Below are 26,709 nucleotides of genomic sequence, written 5' to 3' on the forward strand. Positions count from 1 at the left end.
CAGCATCCCACTATGCGGCAATTATATGTATATTTGGCGGGACCGCCTGGGAATCGAACCCAGCTGACCACACACGGTGGTCACAAGCGGTTTTGAAGACCGTGGAGGGCACCAGCACCCCAATCAGCCCCGTAAAGACTCTTCCTATTATAAGGGCAAATGGTGCTGTTTTCAAGACTAATGCTTCCTTTCTTGTCGTATCGCGGCACAAGGCTTATAATAAAGACAGGAAAATATGTGTGTAGGTGAAGGAAATGCTAGAAGGCTGGTTTATGTATTTTATATTGTTTTGGGTTGTTGTTTTGATTTCTTTCTTCGCGATCGGCGGCTTTTTTATGTTCCGTAAATTCTTAAAGCGCATGCCGAAAGAAGATGGCAAATCGGATTTGGATTGGGAAGAGCATTACGTCAATGAAACACGCCATCTATGGCAGCAGAAGGAAAAAGATCTGCTTGAGGATCTAGTAAGTCCAGTGCCGGAGCTATTCAGAGATGTAGCAAGAATGAAAATAGCCGGCAAAATCGGCGAACTTGCCCTAAAGGAAAAGGCAGCACAAATCGATCAGGACCTCCTGATTCGCGGCTATATTTTAGCCACTCCAAAAAGAGATCACAAATTTCTCCGCAAGAAATTGACGGAAAAACAGATAAATATGACTCCATACGAGCACTTATTTTAGGCCATTTCGTATCATCGGAATGGTTTTTTATTATACGGGCTTTTAAAAGCCACACATGCTTAATTCAATTCTTGAAATTAAATAGGATAGTCTGAATATCTAATGAATAGAAATGAAGAGTACTCTTTCCAAAAAGGAGAAATCCAATGACCACAAAAGAAGTCTTATTAAAACAACTATCCGCCTGCCTAGACCAGCCCAATTGGTTTGTCCCTTTATCCGCTGCCATAGAAGGACTATCAGCAAAAGAAGCATCATTCAAGTCTGGAACCGCCAATTCGGTCTGGCAGATCATCACCCACCTTACCTTCTGGAATGACCGGTATCTAACAAGATTCAAAGAATTGCCGCTCTCCCAAATCCATATCGCCAATGACGAAACATTCAGCACCAATGAATCCTTTACGGAAGAGGATTGGCAGTCTGCCATAAAAGCTCTTCAAAACGTATTGTCTGAGTGGATCAAAGCCCTGGAAGAATGCAGTGAAGAAAAGCTTCTCTTATCCGCTTATAAAGAACCATTTGAACCCTGGTCGTCTGTCATTTCCAACCTAACCATCCACAACGCCTATCATATCGGACAGATCGTCGAAATACGGAAAATGTATGGACTTTGGGACCCTAAGAATGGAGTCCATTAATCGCAAACGCAAAAAGCCGCCGAGCGAAATGCCCGGCGGCTTTCATTCTATCAAGTTGTTTTCGGATTCCCCGATCCATGCAGCTCCTGATGAAGCTTCCGAAAATTCATATACATCGCTATCCTCCACGGTAAGATCATTGAAAACGCGAGAATCCAAAACATGCCGCTCAGCTGACCATAATCAATCGTTGAGCTAAGGACCATTTTTCCAATAATCCGGATAACAAGCAATCCTATCAATATAAAAGCGAAAGCTTTGGAACGCTTCAGGTAAATGTCGCTGTCTCTGATTTCAAAGGAAGAAGTCTTAATTAAAAGGATGGAAAACAGCATTCCAACTGTGGCTGCTTCTAAGATCTCCATTGGAGTTACGCGAAAATAAGGAACGACAAACATAAGAGCACCTGTGCTCATAAAAATCGGCGGCAAGATGATTTTCTTGGCGGAAGCCGGCTTTTTTGCAGCCTTCATGCGGATGAACATCACGAAGATCGCCATAAAAACGGCACCGATTGATGAAATTAATACAAAGTCCATTCGATTTCATCCTCTATTTCATTTGATTACTACCCATATTATATCTTAATAGGCTTGATTTAGGTACTCAGAAGGATAAAAGTTCATTAAAAAAAGCCACTCCAGCTGATACCCGGACACATCCGTATGTCCAGGGTACCCTGAGTCAGCTCCTAGCTTAATACCCGATTCACTGCTTCTAATACACGGCCTTCATCAAATGGTTTTATGATAAAGTCTTTCGCGCCGGCTTCAATGGATTCAACCACTACCTTCTGCTGGCCCATGGCTGAACACATGATTACTTTTGCATTAGGGTTGTCCCTCTTAATTTCCCTGACAGCCTCAAGTCCGCTCATTTCAGGCATTGTGATATCCATCATCACCAGATCAGGCTTCAGATTTTCGAATAGGTACACGGCTTCTTTTCCGTTTTCGCCTTCTCCCACAATTTCGTGGTCTGCTTTTTTCAAAATGCTGCCAAGGGTAACCCTCATAAATTTTGCATCATCTACTATTAATATTCTCGCCACGCTGTTTCCCCCTTGTAGTGCATTGGAAGCTATATCTCTATTATACTATAATCATAGTAAAAAATACCCATAATAACAAATATTAAACATATTGGGGAAGAAATTTATTTCCTTTTGTGGAAAACACTCTTCCACGCTCAAAGAACACATATTACAATATATCGAAGTATCAGATAAATGGCAATTGAAAGAATATGACAAATTTCGACCAGACCTCATAGCCTTTTTACTTATAGCAAAAAAAGGAGCACATTCCCAATTTGAATGTGCTCCTGCTTTTAAAAACCAGTAAATCCGCCAAATAACGGTGAAAGAATCGCTATGATTTTTGTCATCCAGTCAAAGAATAAGACAACACCCATAATCATCATTAATACTCCGCCGATTTTCATGATCTTGGCGCTGTTTCGTCTGATCCATTGCAGCTTGCCCACAAAGAACGAAAGCACAAAGAATGGAATTCCAAAGCCAAGGATATAGGCAATCATATAAACCATTGCTGAGCTTGGATTAGATGCTGCGAGTGAAATCACAGCTCCCAGAATCGGTCCTGTACACGGGGTCCAGCCGGCAGCAAATGCCATCCCAATTAATACCGAACCAAGCAATCCGGCAGGGCGGTTTTTAAACTCAAACCGTCTTTCTTTCATTAAAAATTCCGGCTTGATAACTCCCACTACCAACAGACCAAAGAAGAAGATAAATATTGCTCCCAGCTGGCGGATAAGGTCTTGATATTCAGTAAAGAAACGGCCAATAAAAGTAGTGCCAAACCCAATTGCAATAAAAATAGCCGAAAATCCAAGCAGGAAGAAAAGCGTGTGCAGCATGCTCCGTCTTTGCAGCATTGCATTCTCTTCTTTAATCTCCCCTACAGACATTCCTGTAATATACGATAAGAATGCTGGATATAACGGAAGGCAGCAAGGAGAAATGAAGCTTAAGAACCCTGCCCCTAATGCAATAAATACATTCAAATCTGTCATAGTCACAACTCCTGATACTCATTCATTCCCATTTCATTCTAACAAATCCCATATAGAAAAGATAATGGATTGAATGTGAACATTTTGTGTCACGAATATTTCACACATTTCTGAGTAAACCACCTGCTAATATATTAATTCATATTAGATTTCAACCTAAAACATGTAATTTTAATGTAAATGTTAATAAAGTTTAAAACAAGTTTCTTTTGAATTAATTACCATTATTCGATATACTAGGATAGGACTTAACAAATTCTGTTATTATCTTTCAGCTTTTGACATGGAATCAAATTGGCAGTGAAAAGCCTACATATAAGAAATTATCAGAGAGGAACTATTGGCCATGTGTAAACAGGAACTGCTTACATTGATTGAACAAAAAAGAACAGAGTTAATTCAAGTGGCCATGAAAAGCGGCTTAAGCTCTGCCGCAGCAATCCGGTACAGCCAGGAACTGGATGCCCTATTAAATGAATATAACCGAACCTTTATAAAAAAAGTGCAGACACATTAGAAAACAGCCATGCAACCTATGCAGGCTGTTTTTACATTCCATCCCTCTGGTTTTAAGCAGTTATTTATTAATAACAATCGATAATTTATAATTTGCATGCTTATTTAAATCTGTTAAAAATTGACTTAACCGCTCATTGGACGGAAATTTGCATTCAAGTATATAACAGCCATCCCCGCTGATTTTAAAATTATGGATGATTTCCTGCTGTGTTTTTACGAAGGTCAGGTACGGCTGATGATTCATACTTTGAGTAATAACCGTAATAAAAGCATGGATGGAATACCCTAATTTCTCCTGGTTCACTTTGATTGTGTATCCCTCAATTACGCCCTGATCTTCTAATTTTGCCACTCTTGATGCGGCCGCCTGGCCAGTTAAATGGACATTCTCCCCCAGCTCCTTCATGGTGATCCGGCTGTTTTTGGAGAGTTCCTCCAAAATACGCTGATCCGTGTGATCCAGCATTTTTTCAACTCCTTTCACTTTTCAAGTTAAACGGCAAAAAGACTTGATTTTATCTATGTAAGTACCAATGGGTCTTAGTATAAACTATACGTAAATCAAAGAAAAGGAGTACATTTATATGAATATACAGCAAATCCGCAACGCTACACTAGTCGTCAATTATGCAGGGAAAAAGTTTTTAATTGATCCCTTTTTAGCCGAAAAAGGGACTTACCCGCCTTTTCCAAATTCATTAAGACAAGATGAAAACAATCCTTTAACAGAGCTTCCAATCTCCATTGATGAAATTATTCATAATGTGGATGCAGTGATTGTTACCCACCTGCATTTAGACCACTTTGATGATGCAGCCAAACAGGCATTGCCAAAGGACATTAACATGTTTGTGCAAAATGAAGTAGATGCTGCTGAAGTGAAAAATGCTGGTTTTAATAATATTGAAGTCCTCCATGAGAATACTGTTTTTGAAGATATCCAACTAATAAAAACAAAGGGCGAACATGGCAGGGGCGAAATTCTAAAAATGGCCGGTCTCGTTTGTGGAGTGGTCTTCAAACATCACAGTGAAAAAACACTTTATGTAGCAGGAGATACAGTTTGGTATGATGCTGTTCAGGAAGTTATTGAAACACACAGCCCTGAAGTCATTGTTGTAAATGGCGGAGATAACCAGTTTCTTGAAGGCGGCTCGCTTGTTATGGGGAAGAAGGATATCTATGAAGTTTCCAAAGCTGCCCCGGATGCCAGGATTATTTCTGTCCATATGGAGGCAGTCAACCATTGGACACTATCAAAGGAAGAGTTAAAAAGCTATAGTAAAGAAAACGGCTTTTCCGATCAACTATTAGTGCCTGAAGATGGAGAATCCTACTCCTTTTAAGAGATGAAAAGACGTGTGGCCATTCACACGTCTTTTCTATTACCCTACTGCATCCTCCACTTTTTCAGCAGACCCATTCTGCAGCAGATACATTTTATGATACAAGCCCCGCTTTGCAAGCAATTCCTGATGCGTTCCTCTTTCTACTATTTCCCCCTGATGAAGAACGAGAATCAATTCTGCATCCTGTATCGTAGACAATCGATGAGCAATCGCAATCGTCGTCCGGCCCTTCCGCATTTTTTCCAGTGCGGTTTGAATCGCTTCCTCTGTTTCTGTATCAATATTGGCTGTTGCTTCATCGAGCACAAGAATTTTCGGATTGGCAGCAATCGTTCTTGCAAAGGCAATAAGCTGTCTTTGCCCGCTCGAAAAAGTCGAGCCGCGCTCAACTACCGCATGCTCATATCCGTCGTCAAGCTTTTCTATGAATGCATGGGCCTGAACAAACTGAGCTGCAGCTTTAATCTCTACATCTGTCATTTTCTCATTATGAAGTCTGATGTTATCTTTAATCGTCCCGTAAAATAGGAAAGGATCCTGTAGGACGAGCCCCATCTTCTTGCGCAATTCTTCCGCTGGATAAGACTTAATGCTTTTTCCGTCAATGAAAATATCACCGCGCTCAAATTCATAGAATCGCATCATTAAATTAATGATTGAGCTCTTGCCGCTTCCGGTATGTCCAACCAGGGCAACGGTTTCACCCGGCTTGGCTGTAAAAGAAATATTTTTCAACACATCCCGTTTGCCGTCATAGGAGAAGCTGAGGTTCCTGAACTCAATCTCTCCCTCCTTAATTCCATCAGACAGGTTATCCTCCTGTGCAGGAGCAAGCTCCTTTTCGTCCAGCAGCGCAAACGCTCTTGAAGCCGCAATGATTGCCTGCTGATACATGGAAAGCCTCATCATGATCTGATTCACAGGCTCAAAAAAGCGGTCCAGAAAACTGACAAAGGCATACAGCACACCGATTTCGATCGGACTGTTAAAAGAAGAAATACCAAAGAAGCTCAATACAATAATAAGTGCCAGAACATACACAAGGTCAATGGCCGGCCTTAACAGCAATCCATCCATTTTGATATTGCGCATACCTGCTTGGTAATGCTGCTTATTGATATCACCAAATTCCTTCCGCAGCCTTTTTTCCTGCCTGAAAACTTGTATGATGGACATTCCCTGCAGTGATTCACTCAGCTTTGCATTCAGCTGGCTCAGTCTTTCCCTTAAGTCCTTATAAAATACAGAACTGTATTTACGGTACGTACGAATGATCATAAAAAGAATCGGGAGAATCACCAGGCAGAATAGAGCCAGCTTCACATTCAGGATAAACATCGCCACAAAGATCCCTGTCAAAAGGAAGGCACCCTGAATAAAGGTAACCAGGACACTGACAAACATATCTTTAATCGCCTCTGTATCATTGGTAACCCTGGATACAATGCTTCCGGCAGGCGTTTTATCAAAGTATTTCAAGCCCAGTGACTGAACTTTTGAAAAGACATCCACACGCAGCTGCTGAATGATTTTAAGGGCAATTTCCTGAAATTTCAGCAGCTGAAAATAGGATACCAGCACATTCATGATCTGAATGCCCAGATATGCTGCACCAAGAGCAAATAACGGCTCGAAAACCAGGTTCCTTGGTGTTAAATAATCGTCGATAAAAATTTTGACAAGAATCGGCCCCAGTATGTCTCCAATCGTCGTTAACAGAAGCAGACTGAAGGCAAGTATGATTGTTTTCTTATGCGGTTTTGTATAGGAAAGCAGCCGAAAAAGGACCATCCGCTGCTCTTTCCCCTTCATAATCGGTGTCTTTTCCATCGTCTTATCCCCCATGCTCCACAAGCTCTTCCAGCTGCTGGCGCAGATACATATTCTTATACCAGCCTTCTTCAGCCATCAGTTCATCATGTGAACCCCGCTGAACAATTTTCCCTTCATCCAGCACCAATATCAGATTCGCATGCTGAATGGCGCTCAGCCTGTGAGCGGTTATGATCGTTGTCTTGCCTGCCCGCTCACCACGCAATGAAGTGAGAATCGCTTCCTCCGTTTTCGCATCAACGGCAGAAAGGGAATCATCCAAAATCAATACCTCCGGTTTCACCAGAAGGGCTCGTGCAATAGAAATACGCTGCTTCTGTCCTCCGGAAAGAGAGACCCCTCTTTCACCCACAACGGTTTTATAGCCATCTGTGAATTCGAGAATATCTTCATGGATATTGGCCAGTTTCGCCGCCGTATAAATATCTTCAAGGTCTGCATCCGGTCTCGTGAAAGCTATATTTTCAGCAACGGTGGCCGAGAACAGGAAGTGCTCCTGCGGGACATAGCCAATCGCTTCCCTCAGCTTATCGATTTTATAGCGGTTAATAGGATGTCCGGCAAAAAGAATTTCCCCTTTATAGCCTTCAAACTCACGGATCAATAGCTTCAGCAGTGTGGTTTTGCCCGCACCCGTTTTACCTGCTATGCCGAGAGTCTCTCCTCTTTCCAGCCTAAAATGAATATCCTTAAGAAGCGCTTCCTGTTCACCCGGATAGGCGAACTCCTCAATCCTGTACTCAATATCTCCGCTAGGAACTTCATTGATGCCAGTCTCATCATCCTTAATATCGATTTCTTCTGCTAGAAGCACAGAGACTCGATCATAGGAGGCGCGGCCTCTCTCGACAATGTTGAACAGCCAGCCAAATGCGAGCATGGGCCAAATCAGGAGACCTAGATAGGTAGTAAATGAAACCAGCTGCCCGATTGTCAGCTCTCCTGCAATCACATATCTTGATCCAAATGCAATAGATAGGAAGAAAGAGATCCCTACAATAATGCTGATCGTCGGATCAAACAAAGAATCAACACGTGCAACAGAAATGTTTTTTTGCACTACATCTTCAGACTGCCTGCCGAAATCTTCAATATCTTCTTTTTCCTGGCCGAATGTCTTAATCACTTTAATTCCTGAAACACTTTCCTGAGTTTTGTCATTTAGTGAAGAAAAAGCCTCCTGTGCTTTGTGGAACCGTTTATGAAGAAGTGTTCCATACCAGCTTGTCAAAAGTGCCATGAACGGCATCGGAATCAGACTGATAAGTGTAAGCTTCCAGCTGATTGTTGTCGCCATGGCGATGATAACGAACCCGCCTGTCGCCAGTGAATCGACAAATGTGAGGACCCCCGCTCCTGCCGTCTGCTGAATCGCCTGCAGATCATTTGTTGCATGGGCCATCAAGTCCCCCACCCGCTTTTTCTGGTAGAAGGACTGTGACATATTCGTAAAATGCTGATAAAGCCTGTTGCGCAGGAGTTTGGACAGCTTAACCGCTGATCCAAAAATCATGATGCGCCAATAATAGCGGAGCACATACATCATGAGGGCTGTAACAGCAAGTAGTCCTATCCACATTAATAAGGCTTTTGCAGTCAGCTCGCCATTTTTAATCGAGTCGACCACAATGCCGACCACCTTTGGCGGAACCAGCTGAAGCATTGCCACAAATAACAGCAGAATAATCCCGTTTACATAAGCCTTTTTCTCCTGCTTAAAAAACCACATCAAATCCAAAAAAACCTTCATACCCCATCCTCCGAAATTCGAAACATAATAGCTTAAATAGTTTAACAAATATTGAGAAAATAAGGAAGATTTTTTCTCGTAAGAAAAAAGCACCCATTTGGATGCTTTATTGCCCTAATGCTTCTATTCGGTTGATCAGGCTTGTTGCTTCATTAATGGTAGTGAATAGCTCTGAGTTCTCCAGCCGATCCAATGCTAGGCTGCCGTTCTCCAATACTTTATTGATCTCAGCCAGAAGCGCTTCATTCTGTGTAACCAGCTCCTGATGAACATCCTCTGCCAGCGTCGGGATATCCTGAAGGGCGATAAACTCTTCAACTTCCTGCTTAAGTGTCGTCAATCTGTCTTCAAGTTCCTGCTTTAATGCCGGATCCGCTGCCGCCTCCTGAATCATTTGCGGCGCCTCTTCAGCAAAGTCGCTTAATGTATTGATATGCTCAGTCGCTTCATTAACATAGTCAATGGAATTATTCACTTCTCCCAGAACGGAACAGCCGCTTAATAACATGGAAACGGTAAGGAGCCCTATAAGAATTACTTTTTTCATTTGCTCGTTCCTTTCATGATTTGTCATAGTATAAATACGGTCTGTTTCAAAGAAGGTTTCATTTTGGAAATAAAAAAACCACCTTCCTTGTATTGTAACAGAAAAGTGGTTTCAGATGGGATGCTTGTCCCTGATTACTTGCCAGTCTGCTTGTTCATGGCATTCATCATTTGGTTGATCTTCTTCTGAGATGGCTTCATGCCCATTTGCATCATCATCATTTTAAGCATTTGTTCATTAATTGGCGGATTTTTCTCCAGGTAGCTCATCATATATTTTCGAGCAATGAAAAATCCTAGTGCTACACCGGCAAGAAGCGCCAGTACACCAACTAGAATGTACATACCCATACTAACTTCCTCCTTCATGTTGTCTATCATACAGTGTACTAGACCAAAGGTTATTATACAATATTTGCTTCATTTTTTCTCATATTTTAGACGAATTTTCTCTCTTTTATCGGTTTTAGCCACCCATAGCGCTTATGCTTGAGGTCAACAGCCAGGAAGGAGGACTCGCTTTTTCGCAGTACTTCGAAAAATACCGTCTCTGCCTCATAGCTGCCGGCCGCTTCTAAAACCAGGCTCCGTTCAAATACTTCAAGCTTCGCCCTGCTTCTTTTGCTCATCTCTATATAGTATGCACTTTTTTCTATTATAAAGTCCTTTTTTCGCTGCAGCTGCTGATGGATGTATTGATGCACTTTCAAACCCGGGATTGGCTTAGTCACAAAATCAATTTGCTTCGATAGAATAGACTTCATTTCACCTGACGAATGCTCATACTCTTCAAACAACTGAAAAAACATCCGCTCTCTGCCAAAATAATGGGCCGCAAATTCATCTTCTATTAAATACAATTGATAAGCTCTCATCTGGCCCCTCCTTCCGGGACAATCCATTTCTTTCAATTATAAGCAACCAAAAATAAGGAATGTGTCTGAAGATGTTAAAAACTTTCACTAATTTTGTCGAAAACGAAGAATTCAGTTGATTATGAGGATTCTTGCTGGGAGAACTGCTATAATAGCTGCTCAAAATATTTACTTCGTCATTTTCCCGGTTTTACTGAAATATAATCCTGTTTTTTTTAATATAAACCTATCTCACAAAAAAGGAAGAGCCTCTCAGCTCTCCCTTTCCGGTAAATATTATCCCTGCAGCAATGCTTTTACGCGTGCCACAACGTTTTCAACTGTGAATCCGTATTCTTCCATGATCTTCTCACCTGGTGCAGATGCGCCGAAGGTATCGATTGCAAGAACATCGCCTTCGTCTCCTGCATAGCGGTGCCATCCAAGTGAAGATCCCATTTCAATGGCAAGACGCTTCTTGACTGTCTTAGGAATTACGCTTTCTTTGTACTCTTTTGATTGAGCTTCGAAGCGGTCCCAAGCAGGCATGCTCACTACAGATGCATGGATGCCTTCGCCTTCAAGCGCTTTTTGTGCTTCAACAGCCAGGCTAACCTCAGATCCAGCAGCAAGCAATAATACATCCGCGTTGCTGTTGGAAGCTGGTGAAACAACATAAGCACCTTTTTGTACTCCTTCGTATGCCGCTGAATCCGTTCCTTTTAATGTAGGAAGGTTTTGACGGGTCAATACTAATGCAGTTGGCTTGTTTGTTGATTCAATTGCTGTTTTCCATGCAGCTGCTGTTTCATTTCCGTCAGCAGGGCGGACAACAGATAGGTTTGGCATTGCACGCAATGCAGCAAGCTGTTCTACAGGCTCATGTGTAGGTCCGTCTTCACCTACAGCGATACTGTCATGTGTGAATACATACGTAACAGGCAGGTTCATAAGTGCAGCCAGACGGATTGCCGGGCGCAAGTAATCAGAGAACACGAAGAATGTTCCGCCGAATACTTTTAATCCGCCGTGAAGGGCCATACCATTAAGTGCAGCACCCATTGCAAATTCACGTACACCAAACCAGATGTTGCGGCCGTCAAATGACTCAGCTGTAAAGTCGCCTGTACCTTTAATCATTGTTTTGTTGGAGCCTGCAAGGTCTGCAGAACCGCCAAAGAAGGAAGGCAGGTTTTGTGCGATTGCATTTAGCACTTCTCCGGAAGAAGCACGGCTTGCAAGGCTCTTTCCTTCTTCATAAACAGGGATGTCTTTATCCCAGCCTTCTGAAAGCTCGCCATTGATTGCCTGCTCCAGCTGTTTTCCTAACTCAGGATGCGCTTCTTTATACTGTGCAAAAAGGTCTTCCCATTCCTGCTGCTTCTTAGAGCCGCTTTCTACAACCTGCTGCTTGAAGTGATCATATACTTCCTGAGGAACATGGAAATCCTCTTCGAAAGTCCACTTATAGGCTTCTTTCGTTAATTTCAATTCATCAGCACCCAGTGGAGCGCCGTGAACATCAGATTTACCTGATTTGTTTGGAGAACCGTAGCCAATGACTGTTTTAACCTCAATCATTGTTGGTCGGTTTTCATCCTGCTTCGCTTCCTCAATTGCTTTTGCAATTTCGTGAAGATCATTGCCGTCTTCTACGCGGATATACTGCCAGCCGTATGACTTGAATCGCTGTTCAACACTTTCAGAGAAAGACTTATCAAGGTCACCATCAAGTGAGATATCATTTGAATCATATAGAACAACCAGTCTTCCAAGCTTTAAGTGGCCAGCAAGGGAAGCAGCTTCAGCCGAAACGCCTTCCATAAGGTCTCCGTCACCGCAGATGCTGTATGTATAGTGGTCAACAACATTGAAGTTGTCTTTGTTGTATGTTGCAGCCAGGTGGCGTTCAGCCATTGCCATACCAACAGCCATTGCAATACCTTGACCTAATGGGCCTGTTGTTGCGTCAACACCTGGAGTATGGCCATATTCAGGGTGACCTGGCGTCTTGCTTCCCCACTGTCTGAACTCTTTAATGTCATTCATGGAAACATCATAGCCAGAAAGATGAAGAAGGCTGTATAAAAGCATGGAGCCATGTCCAGCAGAAAGGACGAAACGGTCACGGTTGAACCATTCAGGATTTTTCGGGTTATGGTTCATGAAGCGTGTCCAAAGCGTATAAGCCATTGGCGCTGCACCCATCGGCATCCCCGGATGGCCGGAATTCGCCTTTTCAATGGCGTCGATTGATAAAGTACGAATGGAACTGATGGATAGTTCATCTGTGTGATTAAACATTCAATACATCCTTTCGAGTAGTAATTCTTTACTCTTTTAATATTATCGGGTGTCCTTTTTTTTCACAACCAATAGGGTCAGGAAAAGGACAAAAAAGCCGGTTTGTTACTATATTGACACAAAAAGACCCGGCGTATGTAAAAAAAGCGGAGATAGCCGGTAATAGAAGTCATCTCCGCTTTCTATTAAAAGAAGGAATACAGCATTGTGTATCCCTTGCAATTATAATATTAGTGAAGGCGGTTTTTATTTTGGAAGTCTTTTAGCTTTTTCGGAGTTACGTCATTTCCTTTCGGGTCAACGATTGTAACACCTTTAAGCGTGTTCAGCATGCCAGAGCGAAAAGTCTCCAAATACTCTTTGCGGAGAGAAGTCTGTTCTTTTGCTTCTGCTTCTGTTAAACCTGATTCCTTTGCCTTCTTTGCCAGTTCATTAATTCGGGCAAGTTTTTGTTTTGGCAGCATATATTAAAGCTCCTTTATATCAAAAGTTTACCTTTGGATATTCTGATAGAAGTTTTTATTATACAATAGCTTCAGATATGGAACAATACTGAAACTCAACTGCCATCATACTAAAAAAGAACACTTTTGACAAGAAAAGTGCTCTATTCAACAAGTGATTCCATATACTCTTTATACCTTCTGTGGACTGTTGCTTTTGAGATATTATAGCCAAAGCCTCTGAGTGTTGCAGCAATCTCTGCAAATGTTAACTCGTTTTTCCTTAGCCGGACAATTTCCTCTATCGGCACCTCTATTCTTTCCCTGCCGCCATTTGTTCCCTGATTGCTTAAGTTCTTCTCGGGGCGGTATCCCTTATCAACAGCCCGCTGCATGCCGCGTCTAATTTTGATGTTATGAAGCTTTCTCTGATATTCTTCTACCATCCCAACAATGTTCAGCACCATCGAATCTGATTCCGAAAGCTCGAGCTGGCCGTTATTCGAAATGCTGTACAGCTGAACTTCTTCCTTTAGGATGCAATGGAGTATCGCTATCTTTGCATTACCCCGCCCCAGCCTGGTTTCATCCTGAATGAGGACAACCTTGATATCCTTTTCTTTAATTAAGTCTAAAAGCTCCAATATACCGTCTCTTTCAAGGTCATATCCACTGGCCTGTTCGCGTATCACCTTGACTACTTCAAAATCATGCTTTTTCGCCAGATTCACCAGCTCTTCTTCCTGTCTTGAAAGGGACGTTTCCTGAGTATCCTTTGTTGTACTAACCCTGCAGTAAATAATTGCTTTCATAACTTCTCCTTATTCATAAAAGTCTGAACTGGCAAGCTCTTTATAAGGCTCGTCATCCAGTGCTTTTACTGGAATAACAATTTCATCGCCCGGAAAAATCCTGCCTGCCGCTATCTCATTATTTTGTTCGACCCAATTAATAAATTGATCTGTAGACAGCGAATGTTCAGCCGAAAAACTCTCAGCAATTTCCCATAAAGAGTCACCTTCTGCAACAGTGACTTTCACAAACTTTTCCGTATCAGGTGTCTCTATCTGAATGAGCATAATAAACGATGCTGTCAGGCTTAAAACGAAGAGAATAATAGCATAAGAATATGATTTCCACAATTTTTTCAGCATGATATACCACCTCTAAAAGAATGTATGTTCGCATTTGATGTTTTTATTATAGACCGAACATTTGTTTTGTGTCAATAAAAATTCGAACTTATGTTTGTATCATATGGTAATTGATGCTATAATTGAGACAACAAAAACATACGAGGTGCGTAAAGATGGTGAAATTATCAAAAAGGCAGCAAGATATATTAGAGTTTATTAAAGAGGAAGTTAAATTGAGAGGCTATCCGCCTTCTGTAAGGGAGATCGGGGAAGCAGTCGGCCTGGCTTCAAGCTCAACAGTTCACGGCCATCTCGCCCGTCTTGAAAGCAAAGGGCTGATCCGCAGAGATCCTACTAAACCGCGCGCCATTGAAATTTTAGATCTGGACGAGTCTTCTCACATCCCTAAGGTCAGTGCAGTCAATGTTCCGATCGTCGGTAAAGTAACTGCAGGGCAGCCGATAACAGCCATTGAAAATGTTGAAGAATACTTCCCTCTTCCAGAAAGAATGGCACCAGCTGATGAGCATGTATTCATGCTTGAAATCATGGGGGAAAGTATGATTGAAGCCGGAATCCTTGATGGCGACTATGTCATCGTCAAACAGCAGAGCACTGCTAATAATGGAGATATCGTGGTTGCCATGACAGAGGAAGATGAAGCAACTGTCAAAAGATTCTTTAAAGAAAAAGACTATATCCGGCTTCAGCCGGAAAACTCTACAATGGAACCTATCATCCTTCGAAATGTTTCCATCCTTGGCAAAGTTATAGGTGTATACCGCCATATGCATTAATAGAATGATAAAAAGCAGGCAGCCACTGCCTGCTTTTTATTTTTTCCAATTTTAAGAAGGTTATCAGTTCCTATTACCTGATGCTATTAGTGAAATCATACGAAAGTAACTGATACCTTTTCTGTTGGTACTAAGTTGCAGTCATGTATGACTATTTTATTATTCAGAAAATTCGGTATTTTTATGCATATTATTTTATAGCCACTTTCTATATAATGGTAATACACCGAGAATCAACCTAAGGTCGCTTGTCCAAAATCTCGACTTTAGGAGTGTGAAGAAAAAATGTTTTTGAACATTACCTTCGCTTTGTTGATTGGTGGGCTGGTCGGTGTCGTTGGACATATTCGGAAAGAAGGCAAAATGGTCAAACCCAGAAGGACAAAAAAATTCATCTATCTGGGGGTCTTTGAAGAAGTAATCATGGGGGCTTTAGCGGCTGTTTTTTTGGTCGTATCTTCAGATCCTGACTCTGCCTTAAAGGTAGTGCTCCTTGCGGTAATTGCAGGATTTGGAGGAGATGCACTGCTGACATGTCTCGATTTCCTAAAGATCAGACATAAAGAATAGAGAGATGCAGGGAAATACAAATTAGTTAAAACCTCGTTCACTTAGAAACGGGGTTTTTGTATTTTAGCTATGTAAAAACCCCCTGCTCATGCAAACAGAGTGTTTTCGAATTTTTAAAGTAATTGCTCATGTAGTGTTCGTTGCTCCAAGGGATGTACTTGCGTACGAAACATAAATACTAATCCTTGCCGTTAGAAATCCTCTTTAACTATTTTTTCAAAACTGCTCCTTCTGCTGAACCAATGGGCAATTAAGTATAGTGAAACTAAGATAAAAAAGGAATAAGCAAAGGCCCAATGGATTTTTTTATATAAGTGCAGCATTGGTGTTTTATATCTTTCACAAACCCTTGAAAACAGGACTAAACCGGCTAGCAACCATATTTATTCTTATCTTAGCTTTAGGGAATATTGTGACTGGCTTTATACCAGCAGATATAAATCTATTTTGGCATTCAATAGCAGCTCAACTTGACATGATAACTGTTTTGCCCGGTCTTTGGCTATACGCAAAATCTTTAGAAATTGGAAAACGCTGGACTCAATACTGTTTAGTTACATTACTAGTCATAGTCACACTCAATATGTTAATAATTTTCATCCCTATGCACGCCGGTCTATTGCAAAGGTTATTCTATTTAGTGATTTTCATATGGGGCACTGTACTGGCGTTTATTTTAAGTAAATGATTTGTTGCCACGCCTTTATCGCCTGAGCTCTTAATTCTTATTCTTAATTTACGCCCCCTGCCTTGGTTAAATTAGTCGTCTAACACAGAATCCTTACTATTAATATTTCTCGGGGGGAACCTAGATATTTCAACTCGTTACACCAGACCTTTTTTAAACCAAAATATATATATCTTTACAACATAAAGAAGAATCATGTTGGTAATTAATCCAAAGAACCAGTTCCAGTGAATATAGTGATACAATGAACTAAATTTTTCGAGAAGATAGGAGTAAGTTGTTATCCCCATTGAAAATAGTAAGTAGTACAAAAATGTTCTTCTTGTCCCTTTTTCTTTTGGATAAAAAAGTATAAAAAACACCGCAATTGTGGGATAAACAATATAATGCAATGAAAAGCTCATATTTGTCGCTTTATTAAATTCTCTATACGGAAACTCAACTAATCCAAATACCAATTGTATATATTCATGTATCCATGCTATTGATTGAACAAATATAAAGGTTATCCAAGCTAACCTTTTACTTTCGGTTGGGATATATCTTAATAACAAGTACAATGATAAAATCCACGAACATAATAAAATCAGGACTTCTCTGGTCATTTTAAGTCCACCAAAATTAATCTTTTAGAAAACCATCGATAAAATTTATCATTTATATATAGAGCAATCATTACTGTTACTAGTGTCCAATACCATTTCCATTCATGGTACTCAACCAGTTTGGTTTTAGATTCTAATACAGCATCTAAGAAGGTAAAAAATCCAGCAAAGAAAACATAATACAATAGTGAGCCAAACCCTTTTTTGTTCCTTGGAAAATACAAACTAAAAATAATGGCGACTACCGGGAATAGGAAGAACTCAAAGGAAAAACTAGTCCTATTATATAAATTTGCCTTAGGGTACAATTGAATCGGATATTCAATCCAACCCATTTCTACTGCTATTAAACCGGCTGGCCATGTAATGACCTGCAGAAATAAAAAGATAACCCACGCTTCTCTAACCTTGTCTCCCGGTACTAGCAGCTTGAGACACATGATACTTAGTATTAATACCCCCATTATAATCCATCTTTCAAGATTCATTTAAGTCACCTTTCATTAGAACTATTTAATACTATTTGTTTACATAATTAAAAAAATCGATACTCCACTTTTCATCATGCTGCCATTTGTTTAGCTTCATATTTTTGAAGTCTGGGCCATGTTATTTGTTATGGCAATCGACACAAACAGTATCCATGTTATCTTCACCAAACGCTAAGTCTGGATGAAGCTCGAGCTCCTTGATATGGTGAACAAGCAACTGGATCTTCCTACCCTTACCACTCTCACTGTATTCATTTGTTTCAATGCTTAAGCGCCCCTTCCGTTTACATTCCTGGCATTCATAGTTGTCACGCTTCTTGATTACTACTCGTAGCTTCTTCCATTCCACACTGTTATAAAACTACTCATAATGTTGCCTGAAATTTACGATTATTTTTAGGAAGGTATAAATTTGGTTTCTTTTTACATCATTTTAGGAATCCATGTTACTTTAATAATTGATGCCCTTAATTTTGGAAATTTGGTATAATTCAGAAAAAAGGTGTGAAAAGAGTGTCACTTGCCTATTTGCTAACTTTTATTCCTCTTTTGATTATTGGTACGATAATTTCAAGATTTGAAAACCTCTCAGCTAATGCAAGGGTTTTTCTTCCCATATTACTTGTAATTCCAATTTATTACTTAATAACTAAGATTCCTGGAACCGATTATAGAATTAAAAAAGGTTACGGAATTACATCAATAGGCTTGATTGTTGTATTTTTTTTCTTACTATGAACTAAGGTTCTTGTGGTAATTTTTTAAATAATTTACCCGAAAACAAAAACCCCTCAACACCTATGGTGTCAAGGGGTTTACTTATTAGTACATGCTCAGGTACTGCTCGCGCTCCCATGGATGCACTTGCGTACGGAACATGAGTTAATCCGTATTTATTTATTACTTTCTATTATAAATGCGGATAAATAGGGATTTAATTAAATTGTATTTTCATTAATTATCTTTAAGTTTTTTAAAAAGGGGGCAATATGGGGGCAAAATTGGGGGCGCCAATAATTTAATGTTTAAGATCATCCGTTTCTGTTTAATAGTTGCAATTAATTCATCAAATAAGATGGTAATTGGCATTTTCTTTTCTCCCCAAATTCGCATATATTTGATAGCTGCTTTTTCATTTAAATAAGATAGTTTAGCTATCTTTTGTGGAATTGCCATTCTCTTTTTAATAAATTCAAGATCAAAAGGATATTCAACCATGAAGCGCTCCTCCCAAAAATAAAGTCCCCCTGCAGTATGCGGGAGGGACTTTATTCTATTCAACAGGGATTAATTTTACTGGTGCTTCTGTCTGGATTTCATATTCAAACTCTGCAGAAAAAACGTACTCAGGGACACCGTTGTCAGAACCAAGAATGGTGTTAACAATCAATGACCCAGCTGAATCATACACCACGAAATTACTACCCCTTCCAACTGGTACTGCTTTATACCTTCCAAGAGGCACATCATTCCCAACTATAAAGTGGCCAGCGCTCAAGTTTACAGGAGCTGCATCTTTTTCTTTTATTACCTCTTCAATTTTTGCAAGTTCTTCTCTTTTTGTTTTTATAACTGCAGTTAAATTAGAGACAGTTTTTTCTTGACCTGTTTTTGTGGACTCCAGGCTTTTGATTTCTGTTTCCAATTGTTTTTTATTTTCAACAGCTGCTAAAGCTTCATCAAATTCGGATTTTCTATCCTCATATTGTTTTTCTAACTCAGAAATTTCATTTTTTATCTCTTGTTCTCTCTCTTTTAATGTTGCTTCGGCCTCTTTGAGTTCTTTTTCTTTATCACCAATTTTGCTTACCAATTCATCATAGGTGACTTTTTCATCATCTATTAAGGCCTTAGCTCCTGAATATCCAATGGTATAGAAGATAGAAAGAACTACAGCTACACCAGCAATACCGATCCAAATTTTCATACTTTTAAACCAACTGACCTTTTCCCTTTCAATTTCCACCCAAATTCCCCCTCTGTATATATAAATAAATTTTACCATCAAATATATACTTTTCCATCTATTCTTCAATATCCTGTCAATTTATTTTTTCTTTATGTCTTCTTTCTACTGGTACAGGAAGTTTAGTTATAAAACGACCATATCCATCTTTTGTTTTGATGAGGTTTAAAGAGTGAAATCTCTTCAGTTGCATGAGATCCTCCAGCTCATATGGCTTTAATTCATCCTGCAGCTCCTTAAAGTTCTCCTTATCACACCCCGCTATCAACATATAGCTTGCACTAGCACTTCTTAATTCTGAACGAATTGTTTTTATTTGATTCAAGTAGTGGCAGCTGATAATTGGTTTGATGTTAAACTTAGGCAGCCTGCTGAGTTTATTTGTTAAAAATTTCTCAGTACTCTCTACCTGGTATAGCTCATCAATAACCAAGTTAACCTTCCTCATTTCATTCCGGTTATCTTTAAACTTCATTTTCCGCATTTGTAAAGCCATCCAAATCTTTGTGATCCAGTACGTGCAGTAGACATCTTTCTCATTGTCTGTAGTAAACATATGCTCGGGCATTTTAAAGCAAATCAGCTGGCTTTTTTGCATTTCTTCCACAAGGTTGAAATTATTAGCCGTGGATTTTTTGAGCATGAGCTCCATGTATGTGTTGGACTTCAATTTATTAAGTCGATCAATAATTCCCACAATTAAATTCAATTTGGTACCTTGGATATTACCTTCTTTGTCATAATCATCAAGCTCATCAAGGCTCATCATGTATTCATCTAAATTTTCGTATTGGCTTTTAGGAACTTTCATTAAAAATTGATGTCTGGCATTATGATTTTGAAGGACCTGAAATACATCTCGGATACTTCCACCACTGATAAAAACGACCAAGGAAGCACTTGTTAAATATCGCTCCATCTTAGGTGAGAGGTAAGTATCCGCGGTATTAATTGAATTTACTAAAGTCATTAATTGCGATGTCTGTTTTTTCGCATTGTCATATTGGATAAATGGATCAGCACTCACTTCAACCTCGTTATATCCTAATCCTTGCAGCTTCTCAAAGTCGTTACATTCTACATTTAAAACCTTCTCCTTGGAAAATAGTGCTGCTACTTCCTCGCTTAATTCACAGTTGCCAATGTAATCAAAAATTATGGTACATTCCCCTACCTTCACTGAATCAAATGCAAGATTTCCGATTAATGTTGATTTCCCTGCGCGGTTCGGTCCGATAAGAATCAGTGAAAGGTATTTAAACTCTTTGTCTGTGGAAAGGTAAGCATCCTGCTTATTCCCTCTGTAGGTGCTAGTGCCAATTCTCATTACTCCCTTTCTTAAGTCTTCAGGAACTTCTGTCTCCTGAGTTTCTACCTTTTCGATGAAATTATATTTTTCCAATATGTCTCGGCCAGCAAGAGAAAGAAAGTTCTGAGCTTCTTCATCTCCTATTTTGTTTACTTCTGCTTTAATTTTAAAATCAGTATAGTTAAATGGCTTTACAGATTTAGGAATTAATTTATTGTCGTCCGTTATTGTTTCAAATGATTGAGCTAAGCTCCGAGCACTGTTTCGCTGCCTTAATTTATCTGAGCTTTCGGTGATCACTACAATTTGAGTGTCGAGTACAGTTGCAGTGGCCTTCTTTCGAGTGGATTCATTAATCTTCTTCCCGCCGTTTAACCGTTCCAAGGTTTGCTCAAGTATGTTAATGCTATTAATTCCTTTCTTTGATTTGTTTTCACCCCCGAGCGCTTCCCCTATACCATCTGTGATGGAAGAAAGTATCCCGATTGCTAATTTAAAACAGTAGGAAATACCAAATTTATTACGGTCTGTAGGAAGGTTTTGTTTCACTTTTTTGATTGTGTTTTCGTATCTGCTTCGCCAGCTGAACTGAGATGCCGGCATAAAGTTGTAAAAAATCCCGGCTTTATCTCCTTCTTCTAATACATCCACCACATTCAGCTTGGAGTGCAGCAAGTCACTATTCCGCCGGTCTGTAGCTAGACTTAAGGCATCTTCTTTCTTATAGACCATTTGATACCTGGCTGCACCTTCAGTAAACACAGGAAGATGCTCTACCTCAGTAACTGTGATATTGGTCCATACATCACCTATTTTTTCTTTAATGAATGTATAATGATGTTTTGGAGCAATGAAATAAAATTCGATTTTCTTTTTCTCTATATAAACCAAGAAACTTACTTTTGACTTCATTTCAAATGAGAATTGGGTCCCAAGCAAAAATTCTTTGCCAAGGGCCTTTACTAACTTTACTTCCTCTTTTTTTATATTTTGAAATAAATTATTGTGTAAAGATGCAATTGCTTTTGCAAGTTTATGAGTGGTTTGATTGCGGATTGAGTTATTAGGAGTTAATTTAATGAAGATATATTCTGGACGGACGATTTTAAAATATTTGCTTAGCCTTATGGTTTTCATTCAACATTCCTCCAAAAAGTAAATGGCACAACGGCATCAAGCAAAGACTCATCGTATTCTTGATGCCACAAAGACTCATAATAAATTTCCTTATTTTCAAGCTTGTAGATCAATCGCTCATAAAGATGATCGGCAATAATTCCCGGCTTTACTCCCATCGAGTGCAGAGGTTTTATAAAAACCCCCCACTGCTTACAGTCGAGGCAAATTGGGGTTTTTGAAAACAAAATATTTCCGCACATCTCGCAACATTTTTTCGCCATTTTAAAAACCTCCAAATAAGTACTTAATCAGGATGTTAGCGACCATTAATATCCCTGCCCAACGACCACCATCTCTCCATCCCGCAACTTTTAAGATGATACACAGGGCAGAGCCAACCAGGGACACGCCTAAGAGTATATCTTTTAGAGCGTCAAAGATACCCAGAATGACTTCAGTAGTTATATCTGCTGTTTTCCCTCTAACTTCCTCCATACCAAAAGTAGCGAGCTTACCTAATATCCCTAAGTCTGGAGAATCCCCGGTGATAGCTGCTAACTTTTCTGCTACAGGAGTAGGATCCTGGAATGTACCATCCGGAGAGCGTAAACCAAAATGTAAATGGGCTGCTGTGGAGTTTCCGGTATTTCCACTCAAACCAACAATGTCACCTGCAACAACTTGTTCTCCAACCCTTGCAGTCACTTCGTTCATGTGGCCATAAATCGCTCGTGTACCATCCGGAAATTGAATGGATAGCCCTTTACCTATTGCTCCAGAGCCATCAAATACACGGTCAATTGTCCCCTCTCCGATAGCTCTTAATGTGCTGTTTTCCGGCACAGCTAAATCGATACCTGTGTGAGGCTGCCAATTACGCACAGGCGAGAGTTCCCCAAATTCCCCTGATAAGCGAAATTTCAATCTAACCACCTCCTAAGCCATCTTTACATTGGAAAACATTTTATCTATTTCTTCAAATCCATAAGGTAATGCCAGAAGTAAAATGTAGATTAATAAATAAGAGAAGAATGATTTTTTAGCAGAATCAAAGTCCCCATTTCCAACTGCTTTGATGGTATCAATACTTCCTTTGAATATAATGATCCATTTACCAACATCCATTAATTTGTAGTAAATCAAATTGGCTTTTGTATCAATCGCACTGCTAGCTGCAAGAGCATAGTCAAACCCTCCTCCTGCCAAAAATACGACAACTGTAGAGCCGGCTATTTTATATAAAGTTCCGTACTTTTTGAAATGCCTTGTGACTTTCGTTTGGAATGTCTCCTGATCCTTTCCGTTAAGGAATTCCCGGACAGACATTTTCTCAACTTTTTTCATACTAACTCCTCCTGTACATGCATTTTTGTTAAAATACTCGCATAAGCTGACGTAAAGACGCGTCTGCTACCTGGAACACGTCTAACCTAATTTAAAACCATTAAAAGCGTTCTTTCCGCCATGTATTACATTGGCCTGGGAAGGCGCTTTTTTTGTGTTTTCACCTCTTTCCATATCTCTCTGGATAAGCCTTTTCATGTACTTAGAGAACGCTCCGTTACTAACTGCATGTTTATATAGTTCTATTTCAAACGGATCACTAAGGCTAAAGGAAACCGGCTGAATTTTTCTCATAAATCTCCCTCCTTTAATGCGTAATACATCCGTAATACCTTCTGTTTAAATTCACTGGTGTTACGTTTGTAATACATATATACGCCCATATCATCTTTAAATGCGTGTCTATCCAAAAATATTTTACATGAAACACAAAAACAAATTATTAAAGGATTCGCAAATTAAAATAGAGAATTATTAATATGGGTGATACACTATGAGAGAATTTAGAGAAATAAAAAAGTTAAAAAGCAATATCGGTGAACTTATCGACCAATCTCCGTACAAAAGAGAATTTTTTAGGAAAAGATATAACAAAACCCCAAACACCATTTCAAATTGGTGTACAGGAAAGAGTCAGCCAACTGCAACTGAGCTTTTTGACTTAGCATTTATATTAGGAGTAAAAGTTGATGAACTATATGATTTTGCAGAAGAACCCTCATATAAAAAGCGAGACCTTACCGTCGAGCCTATAACAAATAAAAAGCGCCCCTAAAACTGAGGAGCGCTTTCTACCTTTAAAATATCTAAGAATGGAACTTTAACCGTATCATAACCATTTTCAACATGGATCAATTTAGTTTGGCCATCTAGTTTTACAATTTTCCCTTGAATAGGTTCTTCTTTTTTAAACACGATCAAAGTAACCTTATTTTTTTCAGTATGTGCTTCAAGAAGCTGGTTACCTAACTCCTCTAACTCAAATTCGTCTCTCGTTGGCCGTTGTGGCTTTGACTTTTTCGGCATTTTAACTCCCATTTTTTAAGCTCCTCTCCTTATCTTGCGTTCAGGTCCGACCGATAAAACATTTTCTAATTTAAATGTTCTCTGCTGCTTCCTGATATGGCAAAAAGCACGAAATGATTCTTCACCAACTGCCAGCACCTTTATCCTTCGCTGGCTAATGTTTCCTTTGTTATCTTGATAAATCATTTCGAGCAGTTCTCCATTTGATGCAGCTCGCAATAGTAAACCGTTCATCGATCGAACCTCCTTTTCTTTAATTTTATACGAACCTTCGTTCGAATTCAAGTTGATTTACGAACAAATGTTTGTATAATTATATTTATGGAGGTTGATTAATTTGAGTAAATCTATATGGAGTGAAGTAAGTGAAATAGGAATCCGTCTTTTATTTCTTGATAAAGATCTAAACAGAATTTTAGAAAAGGTACAAACAGGAAACTATACACAAGAGGAATTAATTCAAGCGCTGAAAGATATTCAGGAATATCTTTTTATAGGAGTAGAAGAGCAATGATAGTAATTATCCAAACAATTCTTAATGTGGAAGGTAACCGAGGATTTAGAAATGGAGAATTTCATGTTAGGGATAGTGAATTTAAGAAAGATCCCGATTTCGCTATCGCTGTTGTTGCATATGAATGGATCCAGCAGCAGAAGCGAGAAACTGGACAGAGAGATACAATTATTGAAAAAGTAACCTGGAATGAGAAGAATGACATTACACAGATAGTCAGAGAAATTGAGCCGGTTATACCTGAAGATAATTTGCCGTTTTAAAAACTTACATATTTTTTTTGAATGCAGTTGCCAAATTTGTCCGTTTTGGGTAAAATGGTTGCAAAGAGGAAAAAATAATAAATAGAGGTGTTGCTTTATATGGAAATAGGTGTGCCACTTGACGTTAAAAGTTTTATTGACCAAGAGATTGCTAGACCAATAAGAAGCCAAATTGTTCCTCTGATACAGCAGGGATACGAACTAGTCGACTCTTCTCTAAGAGATGTTTCCTTTTTAAAGTGGGATATGGGGAGAAAGCATGCTGGGTACCTTGATAACATTGCAGTTCAGTTCATGTTATATGAAGCTGCTAAAAAGGGCACATTAAGTAATATTACCGCTGAAATTGTCCCTAATAAGAAGAAATCGGCTTATCATGTGGAATTAAAAACAGCCAATGTTATTATTACGATAAACCGAACAAAAAATAAATACGTAACATCACGTAAAGCAATTTATAGGTCAATATTACAAAAAGACAATCAATACTTTTGGAACTTCAATCATGAAGAAATCCAAGAACAACCAGGTTACTTAGAACTAACCCATAACCAGATTAATCGCCGGGTTGATTTCGTAAATATAGGTATACCGAACGGTAAAGGAAAATGGTTCAGTCGGATTGATCTTACAAAAGAATTACAACTAGTTGGCGCACCTAAGGAAGAAGAAAAAAATGAAATAACAAAAGAACAGTTAGTTAGATTTAAAAATTTTGCACAAGGAGTGCACGAAAATGGGGGTAAAAACTAACCTCAATCAAGTTTTCCGACCAGAAAAGTTAAAAGAAGCAAGAGAATCTAGAGGCTTAACAATTAGGGAATTAGCCACAGATATAGGGCTTGGCACTCATCAAGCGTTATCTAAGTACGAAAACGGGAAATCAACCCCGCCTGCAGAAGTTTTAATAAAATTAATGAATAAATTGGAAGTGCCTTTCAGTTACTTTTTTGAAGATGCTTCTTACCATTCGAATAATGAAATAGTCTATTTTAGAAGTAAAGCAAATGCTACTTCCAAACTAAAGAGAATTCATGAAATTAAAATAGCCTGGCTAATGAAAATATTTTATTACCTAGACTCGATACTCGATTTTCCGCCTTCTGATTTACCTGAGTCTATCATTAACCATCAGGATTTCTTTAGACCTACTGATTATAAGGAAATTGAAACTATTGCTCTGACCCTAAGAAAACATTGGAACTTAAATAATGGGCCTATAGATAATATTACTCGTTTATTTGAAAAACATGGTATTGTAGTGAGCTTAATAAAATCTGACAATTTTTCTATTGATGCCTGTTCTAAATGGTTAGGTAATAAGTTATTTATAATTGTAGGTAATGATAGATCAGTTCCATCTAGAGTTAAATTTACTCTCGCACATGAGTTAGGCCACTATTTACTTCATAAAAATGTAAAAAAATCAGAATTTAATACTAAAGAGGTATATAAACGGATGGAAGACGAAGCAAACCATTTTGCTTCTGCATTCTTGCTGCCTGCTGAAACTTTTTCTAACGAGTTAGTTTCACACACTTTAGATTATTATTTGCTATTGAAAAAAAGATGGCAAGTTTCCATGCAAGCCATGGTCTATCGCTCTAAAGAGTTGAATCTAATAAATGAATATCAAGCAAGTTACATCTGGAAACAAATTGCAAAGAAGGGCTGGAGAACAAAAGAACCATATGATGATGTGCTGCTTAATGAATCTCCGACAATACTGCAAGATGCAATTGAGTTAATCTTAAATCATCATGTAAAAACAAAAAAACAACTCTGTGATGAGCTTAGGTTAAACCAAAAAGATATTGAAGCTTTAACTAACTTACCTCCTGGTTACTTAATTGAATCTAGGACAGGTGACAATATAATATCTTTTAAACAGAGATGACCCTTCTCTTTTGAGAAGGGCTTTATTT

37 protein-coding genes and 1 tRNA gene are annotated in these 26,709 nt (G+C 39.2%); 12 read left to right on the forward strand and 26 right to left on the reverse strand.

All coding sequences use genetic code 11. From position 1 onward, the window contains the following. Positions 1-34: 34 nt before the first annotated feature. Positions 35-131 (reverse strand) — tRNA-Sec (locus MKY20_RS19765). A gap of 123 nt (positions 132-254) precedes the next feature. Between MKY20_RS19765 and MKY20_RS19770 the strand changes: the two genes are divergently transcribed. After that, positions 255-680 (forward strand): DUF2621 domain-containing protein, encoded by a 426-nt coding sequence (locus MKY20_RS19770; RefSeq protein ID WP_019381898.1) that lies wholly within the window; start codon positions 255-257, stop codon positions 678-680. Between the two features lie 146 nt (positions 681-826). Next, a complete protein-coding gene (locus MKY20_RS19775; RefSeq protein ID WP_071156549.1) occupies positions 827-1,321 on the forward strand; it encodes a DinB family protein in 495 nt (164 codons plus the stop codon). 50 nt (positions 1,322-1,371) lie between these two features. On the opposite strand, the gene MKY20_RS19780 is transcribed toward MKY20_RS19775, so the two are convergent. From MKY20_RS19780 to MKY20_RS19790, 3 genes are all read right to left on the reverse strand, one after another. Beyond that, complete coding sequence (locus MKY20_RS19780; protein WP_009330550.1) at positions 1,372-1,860, reverse strand: CcdC family protein; 489 nt, start codon at positions 1,858-1,860, stop codon at positions 1,372-1,374. A gap of 152 nt (positions 1,861-2,012) precedes the next feature. Further along, positions 2,013-2,372, reverse strand: coding sequence for a response regulator (locus MKY20_RS19785; RefSeq protein ID WP_009330551.1), 360 nt, complete (start codon positions 2,370-2,372; stop codon positions 2,013-2,015). Between the two features lie 278 nt (positions 2,373-2,650). Further along, the gene (locus MKY20_RS19790) at positions 2,651-3,358 is read right to left on the reverse strand and encodes a cytochrome c biogenesis CcdA family protein (RefSeq protein ID WP_071156551.1); all 708 of its coding nucleotides are present in this window, start codon (positions 3,356-3,358) and stop codon (positions 2,651-2,653) included. Positions 3,359-3,704: 346 nt separating this feature from the next. On the opposite strand from MKY20_RS19790, the gene MKY20_RS19795 reads away from it, so the two are divergent. Then, positions 3,705-3,875 (forward strand): aspartyl-phosphate phosphatase Spo0E family protein, encoded by a 171-nt coding sequence (locus MKY20_RS19795; protein ID WP_009330553.1) that lies wholly within the window; start codon positions 3,705-3,707, stop codon positions 3,873-3,875. A gap of 60 nt (positions 3,876-3,935) precedes the next feature. Here MKY20_RS19795 and MKY20_RS19800 read toward each other — a convergent pair whose 3' ends face one another. Next, positions 3,936-4,343: an Lrp/AsnC family transcriptional regulator gene (locus tag MKY20_RS19800; RefSeq protein ID WP_071156553.1), complete on the reverse strand. Its 408-nt coding sequence runs from the start codon at positions 4,341-4,343 to the stop codon at positions 3,936-3,938. Between the two features lie 118 nt (positions 4,344-4,461). On the opposite strand from MKY20_RS19800, the gene MKY20_RS19805 reads away from it, so the two are divergent. After that, positions 4,462-5,223 carry an MBL fold metallo-hydrolase gene (locus MKY20_RS19805; protein ID WP_071156555.1) on the forward strand — a complete coding sequence of 254 codons (762 nt, stop codon included), beginning with the start codon at positions 4,462-4,464 and terminating at the stop codon, positions 5,221-5,223. A gap of 39 nt (positions 5,224-5,262) precedes the next feature. Here the strand turns inward: MKY20_RS19805 and MKY20_RS19810 are convergent, their stop codons facing one another. From MKY20_RS19810 to yneA, 9 genes are all read right to left on the reverse strand, one after another. Beyond that, a complete protein-coding gene (locus MKY20_RS19810; protein ID WP_071156557.1) occupies positions 5,263-7,056 on the reverse strand; it encodes an ABC transporter ATP-binding protein in 1,794 nt (597 codons plus the stop codon). 4 nt (positions 7,057-7,060) lie between these two features. After that, entirely contained in the window at positions 7,061-8,809 is a 1,749-nt protein-coding gene (locus tag MKY20_RS19815) for an ABC transporter transmembrane domain-containing protein (RefSeq protein ID WP_341002599.1), read from the reverse strand. A 106-nt stretch (positions 8,810-8,915) separates the two neighbouring features. Then, a complete protein-coding gene (locus MKY20_RS19820) occupies positions 8,916-9,356 on the reverse strand; it encodes a DUF6376 family protein (RefSeq protein ID WP_251155984.1) in 441 nt (146 codons plus the stop codon). A gap of 134 nt (positions 9,357-9,490) precedes the next feature. Continuing rightward, positions 9,491-9,706, reverse strand: a complete 216-nt coding sequence (locus MKY20_RS19825; RefSeq protein WP_009330559.1) for a YneF family protein — start codon at positions 9,704-9,706, stop codon at positions 9,491-9,493. An 86-nt stretch (positions 9,707-9,792) separates the two neighbouring features. Then, on the reverse strand, positions 9,793-10,230 hold the full coding sequence (gene sirA, locus MKY20_RS19830; RefSeq protein ID WP_009330560.1) for a sporulation inhibitor of replication protein SirA: 438 nt from the start codon (positions 10,228-10,230) through the stop codon (positions 9,793-9,795). 276 nt (positions 10,231-10,506) lie between these two features. Beyond that, the gene (gene tkt, locus MKY20_RS19835) at positions 10,507-12,513 is read right to left on the reverse strand and encodes a transketolase (protein WP_071156563.1); all 2,007 of its coding nucleotides are present in this window, start codon (positions 12,511-12,513) and stop codon (positions 10,507-10,509) included. Between the two features lie 230 nt (positions 12,514-12,743). Then, positions 12,744-12,977, reverse strand: a complete 234-nt coding sequence (locus tag MKY20_RS19840) for a DUF896 domain-containing protein (protein ID WP_035330672.1) — start codon at positions 12,975-12,977, stop codon at positions 12,744-12,746. Between the two features lie 143 nt (positions 12,978-13,120). Then, a complete protein-coding gene (locus MKY20_RS19845; RefSeq protein ID WP_071156565.1) occupies positions 13,121-13,768 on the reverse strand; it encodes a YneB family resolvase-like protein in 648 nt (215 codons plus the stop codon). Between the two features lie 9 nt (positions 13,769-13,777). Beyond that, entirely contained in the window at positions 13,778-14,110 is a 333-nt protein-coding gene (gene yneA, locus MKY20_RS19850) for a cell division suppressor protein YneA (protein WP_071156567.1), read from the reverse strand. Positions 14,111-14,265: 155 nt separating this feature from the next. Here yneA and lexA point away from each other — a divergent pair, with 155 nt between their 5' ends. From lexA to MKY20_RS19865, 3 genes are all read left to right on the forward strand, one after another. Further along, on the forward strand, positions 14,266-14,889 hold the full coding sequence (gene lexA, locus MKY20_RS19855; protein ID WP_009330565.1) for a transcriptional repressor LexA: 624 nt from the start codon (positions 14,266-14,268) through the stop codon (positions 14,887-14,889). A gap of 285 nt (positions 14,890-15,174) precedes the next feature. Next, the gene (locus tag MKY20_RS19860) at positions 15,175-15,459 is read left to right on the forward strand and encodes a DUF4257 domain-containing protein (RefSeq protein ID WP_009330566.1); all 285 of its coding nucleotides are present in this window, start codon (positions 15,175-15,177) and stop codon (positions 15,457-15,459) included. Between the two features lie 325 nt (positions 15,460-15,784). Then, complete coding sequence (locus MKY20_RS19865; protein WP_341002609.1) at positions 15,785-16,147, forward strand: hypothetical protein; 363 nt, start codon at positions 15,785-15,787, stop codon at positions 16,145-16,147. A 137-nt stretch (positions 16,148-16,284) separates the two neighbouring features. Here the strand turns inward: MKY20_RS19865 and MKY20_RS19870 are convergent, their stop codons facing one another. From MKY20_RS19870 to MKY20_RS19915, 10 genes are all read right to left on the reverse strand, one after another. After that, a complete protein-coding gene (locus MKY20_RS19870) occupies positions 16,285-16,752 on the reverse strand; it encodes a CBO0543 family protein (protein ID WP_341002611.1) in 468 nt (155 codons plus the stop codon). After that, complete coding sequence (locus tag MKY20_RS19875; protein WP_071156572.1) at positions 16,749-17,240, reverse strand: CBO0543 family protein; 492 nt, start codon at positions 17,238-17,240, stop codon at positions 16,749-16,751. Before MKY20_RS19875 ends, MKY20_RS19870 begins: the two co-directional genes overlap by 4 nt. 121 nt (positions 17,241-17,361) lie before the next feature. Then, the gene (locus MKY20_RS19880) at positions 17,362-17,592 is read right to left on the reverse strand and encodes an HNH endonuclease (protein ID WP_019381829.1); all 231 of its coding nucleotides are present in this window, start codon (positions 17,590-17,592) and stop codon (positions 17,362-17,364) included. 605 nt (positions 17,593-18,197) lie between these two features. After that, on the reverse strand, positions 18,198-18,461 hold the full coding sequence (locus MKY20_RS19885; protein WP_341002612.1) for a hypothetical protein: 264 nt from the start codon (positions 18,459-18,461) through the stop codon (positions 18,198-18,200). A 55-nt stretch (positions 18,462-18,516) separates the two neighbouring features. Next, a complete protein-coding gene (locus MKY20_RS19890; RefSeq protein ID WP_341002614.1) occupies positions 18,517-19,209 on the reverse strand; it encodes a hypothetical protein in 693 nt (230 codons plus the stop codon). Between the two features lie 76 nt (positions 19,210-19,285). Then, entirely contained in the window at positions 19,286-21,655 is a 2,370-nt protein-coding gene (locus MKY20_RS19895) for a hypothetical protein (protein ID WP_341002616.1), read from the reverse strand. Next, positions 21,652-21,918, reverse strand: a complete 267-nt coding sequence (locus MKY20_RS19900) for a hypothetical protein (RefSeq protein ID WP_341002618.1) — start codon at positions 21,916-21,918, stop codon at positions 21,652-21,654. Before MKY20_RS19900 ends, MKY20_RS19895 begins: the two co-directional genes overlap by 4 nt. Position 21,919: 1 nt before the next feature. After that, positions 21,920-22,561, reverse strand: a complete 642-nt coding sequence (locus MKY20_RS19905; RefSeq protein WP_341002620.1) for a M23 family metallopeptidase — start codon at positions 22,559-22,561, stop codon at positions 21,920-21,922. A 12-nt stretch (positions 22,562-22,573) separates the two neighbouring features. Continuing rightward, positions 22,574-22,981 carry a hypothetical protein gene (locus MKY20_RS19910; RefSeq protein ID WP_341002622.1) on the reverse strand — a complete coding sequence of 136 codons (408 nt, stop codon included), beginning with the start codon at positions 22,979-22,981 and terminating at the stop codon, positions 22,574-22,576. A gap of 81 nt (positions 22,982-23,062) precedes the next feature. Next, entirely contained in the window at positions 23,063-23,275 is a 213-nt protein-coding gene (locus MKY20_RS19915) for a hypothetical protein (RefSeq protein ID WP_274577774.1), read from the reverse strand. Between the two features lie 199 nt (positions 23,276-23,474). On the opposite strand from MKY20_RS19915, the gene MKY20_RS19920 reads away from it, so the two are divergent. Next, complete coding sequence (locus MKY20_RS19920; protein ID WP_341002626.1) at positions 23,475-23,756, forward strand: helix-turn-helix transcriptional regulator; 282 nt, start codon at positions 23,475-23,477, stop codon at positions 23,754-23,756. On the opposite strand, the gene MKY20_RS19925 is transcribed toward MKY20_RS19920, so the two are convergent. Next, entirely contained in the window at positions 23,753-24,019 is a 267-nt protein-coding gene (locus MKY20_RS19925; protein WP_341002628.1) for a YolD-like family protein, read from the reverse strand. The genes MKY20_RS19920 and MKY20_RS19925 overlap by 4 nt on opposite strands. A gap of 3 nt (positions 24,020-24,022) precedes the next feature. Then, a complete protein-coding gene (locus tag MKY20_RS19930) occupies positions 24,023-24,241 on the reverse strand; it encodes a hypothetical protein (protein WP_341002629.1) in 219 nt (72 codons plus the stop codon). 103 nt (positions 24,242-24,344) lie between these two features. Here MKY20_RS19930 and MKY20_RS19935 point away from each other — a divergent pair, with 103 nt between their 5' ends. From MKY20_RS19935 to MKY20_RS19950, 4 genes are all read left to right on the forward strand, one after another. Then, a complete protein-coding gene (locus tag MKY20_RS19935) occupies positions 24,345-24,521 on the forward strand; it encodes a hypothetical protein (RefSeq protein WP_341002630.1) in 177 nt (58 codons plus the stop codon). Further along, on the forward strand, positions 24,518-24,784 hold the full coding sequence (locus tag MKY20_RS19940) for a hypothetical protein (RefSeq protein WP_341002631.1): 267 nt from the start codon (positions 24,518-24,520) through the stop codon (positions 24,782-24,784). Before MKY20_RS19935 ends, MKY20_RS19940 begins: the two co-directional genes overlap by 4 nt. A 99-nt stretch (positions 24,785-24,883) precedes the next feature. After that, positions 24,884-25,537, forward strand: coding sequence for a hypothetical protein (locus tag MKY20_RS19945; protein ID WP_341002633.1), 654 nt, complete (start codon positions 24,884-24,886; stop codon positions 25,535-25,537). Beyond that, entirely contained in the window at positions 25,521-26,681 is a 1,161-nt protein-coding gene (locus MKY20_RS19950; protein WP_341002634.1) for a helix-turn-helix domain-containing protein, read from the forward strand. The genes MKY20_RS19945 and MKY20_RS19950 overlap by 17 nt, the downstream gene beginning before the upstream one ends. Positions 26,682-26,709 lie beyond the last annotated feature (28 nt).

The sequence above is a fragment of the Cytobacillus sp. FSL W8-0315 genome (assembly GCF_038002905.1).
Lineage (GTDB): Bacteria > Bacillota > Bacilli > Bacillales > Cytobacillaceae > Cytobacillus > Cytobacillus pseudoceanisediminis.